Source organism: Bacillus sp. JJ864 (genome assembly GCF_036963045.1).
GTDB classification, from domain to species: domain Bacteria; phylum Bacillota; class Bacilli; order Bacillales; family Bacillaceae_G; genus Bacillus_A; species Bacillus_A pseudomycoides_C.
In genome coordinates this window covers 1-7,279 of the sequence record NZ_JBALLY010000063.1, presented here as the reverse complement: position 1 = coordinate 7,279, position 7,279 = coordinate 1, and the positions used below count along the sequence as shown (strand labels likewise).

The 7,279-nt window shown below is 30.2% G+C and carries 6 protein-coding genes; 3 read left to right on the top strand and 3 right to left on the bottom strand.

Annotated elements, in window-relative coordinates:
• The coding region (locus tag V7024_RS11090) for a PQQ-binding-like beta-propeller repeat protein (protein ID WP_335519613.1) at positions 1-1,281 on the top strand (1,281 nt) is incomplete at its 5' end.
• A 197-nt stretch (positions 1,282-1,478) separates the two neighbouring features.
• Here V7024_RS11090 and V7024_RS11085 read toward each other — a convergent pair.
• On the bottom strand, positions 1,479-2,123 hold the full coding sequence (locus tag V7024_RS11085; protein WP_335519611.1) for a recombinase family protein: 645 nt from the start codon (positions 2,121-2,123) through the stop codon (positions 1,479-1,481).
• A gap of 304 nt (positions 2,124-2,427) precedes the next feature.
• Here V7024_RS11085 and V7024_RS11080 point away from each other — a divergent pair, with 304 nt between their 5' ends.
• Together V7024_RS11080 and V7024_RS11075 are read left to right on the top strand one after the other, a co-directional pair.
• The gene (locus V7024_RS11080; RefSeq protein ID WP_335519608.1) at positions 2,428-2,835 is read left to right on the top strand and encodes a Fur family transcriptional regulator; all 408 of its coding nucleotides are present in this window, start codon (positions 2,428-2,430) and stop codon (positions 2,833-2,835) included.
• 14 nt (positions 2,836-2,849) lie between these two features.
• Positions 2,850-3,821, top strand: a complete 972-nt coding sequence (locus V7024_RS11075; RefSeq protein WP_335519605.1) for an ornithine cyclodeaminase family protein — start codon at positions 2,850-2,852, stop codon at positions 3,819-3,821.
• A 15-nt stretch (positions 3,822-3,836) separates the two neighbouring features.
• Here the strand turns inward: V7024_RS11075 and V7024_RS11070 are convergent, their stop codons facing one another.
• Both V7024_RS11070 and V7024_RS11065 read right to left on the bottom strand, forming a co-directional pair.
• Positions 3,837-5,093: an MFS transporter gene (locus V7024_RS11070; protein ID WP_335519602.1), complete on the bottom strand. Its 1,257-nt coding sequence runs from the start codon at positions 5,091-5,093 to the stop codon at positions 3,837-3,839.
• Between the two features lie 68 nt (positions 5,094-5,161).
• Positions 5,162-6,187 carry an iron-containing redox enzyme family protein gene (locus V7024_RS11065; protein WP_174103703.1) on the bottom strand — a complete coding sequence of 342 codons (1,026 nt, stop codon included), beginning with the start codon at positions 6,185-6,187 and terminating at the stop codon, positions 5,162-5,164.
• Between the last annotated feature and the right edge of the window lie 1,092 nt (positions 6,188-7,279).

Genomic DNA, 7,279 nt, shown 5'->3' with positions numbered 1-7,279 from the left:
AAATATGATTTACAAGCTGAAGCTCCTTTCGGACAGAATTGGAATAGAAACTCACCTTTTACAGGAACAGAGAATCCTAAAGGAAAATGGGAGTATAAAGTTTACTATAAAGATGGTTCTTTTGCTCATGAGATCCAACAATTCTATACCCCTCCAGCGATTGGACGTGATGGTACTATTTATGCAGCAAACCAGAATGGAAAACTATTTGCACTTAATAAAGATGGATCTGTGAAATGGGCTAAAGATAATCTGGTAACAATGGATAGTGTGCCCGTTATTGCAGAAGATGGAACTATTTATGTTAGCAGAGGTGCTTTAACTGCTGTAAATCCAGATGGTTCAATTAAATGGAGAATGAAAGATTCAGTTGCAACTTCAAGGCCTGTTTTGGATCATGACGGAACAATTTATGTAAACAATTATAACACAAAACGATTAGAGGCCTATAATCCGGATGGAACAAAGAAATGGTCATCAAATGAAGTAGGGAATGGATATATAGGATACGAAGCCATACTTATTTCAAAAGATGGCGTCATTTATACGTTAGCTGTATTTCTTGGGAATAAATATCTTTATGCTCATGATAAAAATGGTAAGGAATTGTGGCGAAAATACGTTAGCGGAGAATACGACGGTAATGGATTGGCTTTAGGCAAAAATAATGAAATATTTTTAAATACACAAGACAAATTATATGTTTTTGATAAGAATGGGAACATAGTGCATCAATGGAAAGAAAAAGAAAAATTGTATTCCGCACCTACGGTTTCTTCTATAGATGGAACAATTTATGTGGGTGGAGCAAATTATCTTTATGCGTATAATCCAGACTACTCCTTAAAATGGAAGTACCGAACTGAAGGTATAGAGACTATTTATGACGCACCTGTAATTGATAAAAATGGTGTAATTTATTTTAAAACATATGATAAAATGTATGCATTAAACCCAGATGCAACGCTTAAATGGAAATTCCATCAATCACCATCTAGATTTCGTGCTGGTAATGCTAATACTTCGATAGTAATTGGTAAAGATGGAACTTTATATGCTAATGGAACTGCGGCTATACCGAATGGCGGATCATACTATTCTCTAATAGCAATCGGAGACTCTTATACAGACAACGTATGTACAAAAGAAAGTACATTTATGGAAGTGTTGAAATCACTTGAAGCGAAAAGCAAAAATGCGAAATTAACGGAAGAAGAAAAGAAAGAAGCACGTGAGATCTTAAATAAAATTTCTAATGATCTTGATAAGAAAGATAACTAAGTTCGATTTTTTTAGAATTTAATAGCTTGTAAAAAAAGAGTGGCTATGGCTGCTCTTTTTATTTTGGAAGGAGAATGAAAGTGTTAATTAATATAGGGGTCCCGCCCACATTTTAACGAAAATATACGCTAAGCAAATTTCGACATAAAATGAGCCGGATTTTCTACTCTAAGAAACATCCGGCTCTTATTCTTCATTTAATTAGTTTGTAATTTGTTCTCTTCATATTCTTTCAGTATCTTATAAAAAGTATTTTTCTTAAGTTCTAGCAATTCCATAAATTTAGCGCCCGTTATTTCTCTTTTTTTCCACTTTGGATAAGTTTCTTCTATTATAAGTAGTTCCTTTTGGCTTAATGTTGAAAGGTTAAGTGGAGGACGCCCTAAATGTTTTCCTTGAGCTTTAGCTACAGCAATCCCTTCCGCTTGTCGTTGCCGAATTTTTTTACGTTCTTGATCCGCAACATAAGAAAGTAAAGATAAAAATTGATCTTCCATTAGTCGTCCCATGTCACCCATCTCTCGAAATTTACGACTATCAAATAAGGTTTCATTTTCTAATACCACAATATCTGCCTGTAAGTCCCTTGTTATGTATTTCCATTCCGAAATTACTTCATCATAATTACGTCCCATACGATCTAAAGCATCAATATAAACGATATCATCCTTACTCAATATTTTTCTTAACAATTGATATTGGGGACGTTCAAAATTTCGACCACTTGCTTTGTCGACAAAAATACGTCGAGCTTCGACTCCTCGTTCCATCATCTTATGTAATTGGCGTTGTTCATTTTGATCTTTTGTACTTACACGTATATATCCATAAATATTCGCCATGTTTGATATTCTCCTTACATTTGTTACCACAATTATACCATCTTCGTTTATAAAGGTATTCATTAAAAATAAACGTTTATAAAATGATTTACATTACCTTTATAAACTTGATATTTCAGTGTTTCATAGATGTTCTTTAAGTGTTTAAAAAGGTATACCTTTACAAACGTTACCCCTTATTATAAATCAGAAAATTAATAATTTACAAATAATATTGTTGCAATTTGCATTTTATGGTATTTTCAATATAGATAATTGTAAAAAATGTTGAATTTATACTAAATTATTTAAAAGAGGGGATAAAATGGATGTGAAAGAGCGATTTAAGTTAAGTGGTCTTACAGTAACTCTTCAAAGAATTAAAATCTATGAAGCAATTAAAAAATTAGATCATCCTACACCCGAAGAAATCTTAAATAACCTGAAGGATGAAATACCATCATTTAGTGTATCTGCTGTGTATTCAAACTTAAGTCTTTTATTAAGTCATAAATTAATTAGTAAAATTGGTTCTAGGTATGATATTAATCTTGATAATCATTATCATGTAATATGTACTGAATGTGATAAAGTTATTGATTTCTACTACCCTTCTTTAAGTTATCTAGAGAGAGTTGCTTCTAGTATAAGTGGTGTTTCAGTGGAACAACATGATTTGTTATTGTATGGCAAGTGTTCTCAATGTAATTTAACTACTAATTCATATTCATAAAGGCGGTAACTATAATGAAATCAACTCTAATTTTATCAAAAACTGAAGTAGAAGAAATGATGGATGAAAAGGAATTACTTTACTACATAAAAAAAGGATTTTTAGCTAATTTAATTCAAAATTCCACAAATGATTCAATTGGAAAATACCAATCAACTTTAAATAGTGAAATGAATAGTGTTGTAGTTTTATTCCCAGGAATTTTGGATGGTATTCCTGCATATACAATAAAAATCCATGCTAAGAACCCTAACCAGTCACCTTCAATAAAAGGAGTTATTCAATTAAATGATATAAATACAGGTGATATTTTAGCGATAATGGATTCTACTTATATAACTGCTATTAGAACAGGGATATCAGGTGCCTTAGGCACTCATATTGTTGCTAACCCTAATTATAGTAAAGTTACTATTATAGGAGCAGGTATACAAGGAGAGGTCCAATTAAAATCATTACTTAAGTTTAGAAAGATTAGTAAAGTTACTGTATACGATTTAGATATTGAAAAATCTGAAAGATTTATTGGTATTTTCAATGATCTTAATATACCTATAGTAATTGCTAAAAGTGTAGATGAAGCTTTACATAAAGCTGAGATAGTAATAACCGCTACTTGGTCAACAAAGCCGTTTATACAACCAGAACTTTTGCAACATGGAGCTCATATTACAACACTGGGAAGTGATGAAAAGGGGAAAGTGGAAGTGTCTGCAGAAGTTATTAAAAAATCATTTTTCGTATGTGATAGCAAAAAATTAGCATTATCCGTTGGGGTTATAGGTAGCTTGGGGATTAATCCCAATTGTATAGATGCAGAATTAGGTTTTATCTTAAAAAAGCCTCTCAAACATCCCATAGAAAAATATAATTATACAATATACCATGCAGTAGGCATGCCATTTCAAGATTTGGCAGCAGCATGGATTGTTTATAAGAAAGCAAAAAATGCCCAAAAAGGGCATTCCCTGAATTTTTTAAAATAATCCCTAAGTGGAGTATTATGAACTAATATTTGTTTCTTTCAGAACCTCTGTACTTCTATACAAAGGACTCCGATACGCGAATATTGAGAATATTATAATAAGTAATCCTTGAATAATAAAAATTACTGATGGGTTATATTTTGTCAGTAATACTCCACTTAGGAAGCCCCCTAAACTTGAGCCTAAATATGCAATTCCTCTACATACTCCAGAGACTCTTCCCATCATATTATTAGGTGTAATAATTTGCCTTAATGATCTCCAATTAATGGTATAAAGAGACATACATCCCATATAAATAAATTGAGCTAGTATTAGCGTATAAATGTTTATTGATAAACCTAATCCTATTATTCCAATACCCATCATACCTAGACTTATTACCATGACAGAACCTTTTTTAAACTTACTGAATATAGAAGCAAAGTAAACAGATGAAAGGAGAGTAGCAATACTAGAAAGTGAAAAAACTATTCCTATTAAGTTTGCCTCAATTTTTAAATTATTAGTCATAAAAAAAATTAGTAATACTGTATAGGCTCCCATAGTTATATTAGTGCTCGTACTTAGTATTATGCCCCATCTTAACTCGGGATGTTTAGGGATAAATAAAATTCCTTCCATAAAATTATTAATAGCATTCTTGATTTTATTATTATCTTTTTCGATATACTCTTTTGAAATTTTTATAAATAAGGCTATAATACCTGCTGCTAAACATGAAAAAGCAGTGAATAAAATAGTAGATGAAGCAGAAAAATATGCTATTAAAACCCCTGCAAATGCTGGTCCCAATATAGTTAAAATTGAATTTGTTACTTCTACTAAAGAATTAGCATCTATTAATAACTCCTTTTTTACAATTGAAGGAATTGATGCTTCAAATATAGATAAATTTACTCCCTCAATACAAGAAAGCACAAAAACTAATATATATATATGCCATATTTCTAATGCTTGTCTATTATGCAAGATAAATATAGTTATTAAAGGGATAGCTGCTAAAAAATTCCCTACAATTAAGCATTTTTTTCTATCCCAAAAATCTGCTAAACCTCCTCCTATTATTCCAAATATCAAATGAGGTAGCATACTGATAGCAAATGTGAAAGACATTTGTGCACCTGAACCAGTAATTTCAAATACAAACAAAGGTAATCCTAATAAAAATATTCTATTTCCTAGAACATTTAAAGATTGTGATACCCATAAAACATTAAATTCCTTTGATTTCCATATTTGGCTATTGATAATATTTTTTTTATAAAACACTAAGTATTTCCCCTTTACAAATTTTAAAGCTCCCCAATATTATATTTATTTCATGGGGAGCAAAAGGATTATAAAGAAAAATAATCTACCTTTAATCTAGGTATATAGTTTTGAGGGTCAGAATAGTATTGAATTATTTGATCATGGTATTGGTCATACGAGTGTTTTAGGTCGTGCATACAGTTGACAATGAAGTGCGCTCTATTCGCAGGAATAAGCTCATGTGGTTCAAGAGCTTCTTCCAATAAGCTGTTATGATCAGCTTCAACATCACCACGTAGGTGTTCAATGAAAGGGTCTATATCTTCAAAAGTATATCCATAATTCTCACAAATTTTCTCTAGAGATGCCTTGGAACTTTCGTATTCTTCTTTCCTTGCTTCGAATAAAGAAGTACAAGTTAAATATGCTAATGTATCTTGTCTAGCAATATCAGACATCATATTTATTAATGACATTGTTCCAATAATTGGGTGAGAATTTTCTACTTCCTCTTTACTAAACCCTAGATTTTCTAATGCTTGTAAAATTAACTTAGTATGATCATATTCTTCTACAAAATATTCATTTAGTATATCTAAGTATTTTGGATCGTTACAATGGTTAATAGCAGTTGAAATATGTTTAGATGCAGATTTAACATAATGATAATTTTCAAGAATATAGCCTACAAAAACCTCTTTAGGAACATCTTTATAATACATTCTTGAGAATAGTTGATGATAGCCAATTTGCTTTTTCCACATTTGACTACTTTCTTTAATTTGATCTATAAACTTTTGTGCTGAAATAAAATCAACTTTTTCTTCTTTCCTCATTAAATCATTTTCAACAAACGTACTAACTATACTTGTAATATCTTCTTCTGGAACATCCGTGATGTTACTTATCTCACTTATAGTATGCCTACCATCGAAATATCTTTTTATCTCATAAAATTTTTGTCTGTCACCAATTTCTTGACCTAATTCGTAGTATTCAGTTCCTACAATCATTAAAAGTGAATCTGAATTATTTCTTTCAACAAAAGTACAATGTCTTAATCTTGGTTTATATTGAGATGTTATTTCATCATGATATACTGTTTGGCTCATATTTTCCTCCTTAGATAAAACAGCGGACAGTCATAATTTATAACTGTCCGCTGTAGTTGATTAATAATTAACCACACATGCCTACAGGTGCACAAGATGGAGTTACTTCTGGTTGCTTATCTAGTTTCTTTACGCTAATTTTAATCGCCATTATAAATCCCCCCCTCTACTAATATTTGGTATAATTACCGACTTAATTATATTATGGAATGTGAGAAAATGTAAACTATTTATCTGAAAATTTAATCTTTTTATGAAAATCCGCATTTTTGGATTATAAAATTTAAGTTTTCAACCTCAATTTAAATATTGAAATTCTCTAAATTTCGATGTATTATATTTTGGTATTTTCTCACTTTCCGAAGCCGAGAAAACATCATCACTTCTGAAAGGGCCTGAACTCCAGCGGGTTCTTTTTTATTTGTAAATTTGAATAAACATTAAACATTAATCATTTATAATTCATAGATAAAAATTAGAGACTCACCACATGTCCAGCAACCTAAGATTTTGAAGGACCACTAAAATAAAAAATTAATTGTTTTACAGTTATATATGAGAATTCAACTTATTTCTTTGTTTTGTGAGGAGGCAATCTGCTAACTATATGGTGATGTACTATTTATCTATTTTTAAATGAAGTTTTAAAATATCCAAAGCATTCATAATCCAATACGAAAAAGTATCTATGAAAGTAGGTACTTTTTTCTTTGTTATATAGAAATTACACATTAATTCATATTTGAGCCATTTTAAAAAGAAAAGAGGATAATGATGGTGACGGTTCGATATGCTTATAATTAATAGTTACATATAACTATATGTATATTTCAAACATAAATATTATTTGCAAATATATATATAAATCTTTCAGTAATAATCCCACATTCTTCTCTATTTACCTAAACCTACATTTTCACTAATTTATTATGAAATGGATATTAATTTAAAGTTATTTATACGAAATAACTAAATGGATTTTTTAGGAAGAGAAAATGATATACCGTTCTGTTTTTCTTAATTTACATAATATTCAAATTAAAATCTATGGATAATAACATTTGTTATATAATATATCAGGCGTGTTGATTA

Excerpts from the sequence above, each read along its gene's own strand:
- V7024_RS11085 (WP_335519611.1), bottom strand. The coding sequence starts at position 2,123 with ATGGCGAATATTTATGGATATATACGTGTAAGTACAAAAGATCAAAAT.
- V7024_RS11080 (WP_335519608.1), top strand. The coding sequence starts at position 2,428 with ATGGATGTGAAAGAGCGATTTAAGTTAAGTGGTCTTACAGTAACTCTT.
- V7024_RS11075 (WP_335519605.1), top strand. The coding sequence starts at position 2,850 with ATGAAATCAACTCTAATTTTATCAAAAACTGAAGTAGAAGAAATGATG.
- V7024_RS11065 (WP_174103703.1), bottom strand. The coding sequence starts at position 6,187 with ATGAGCCAAACAGTATATCATGATGAAATAACATCTCAATATAAACCA.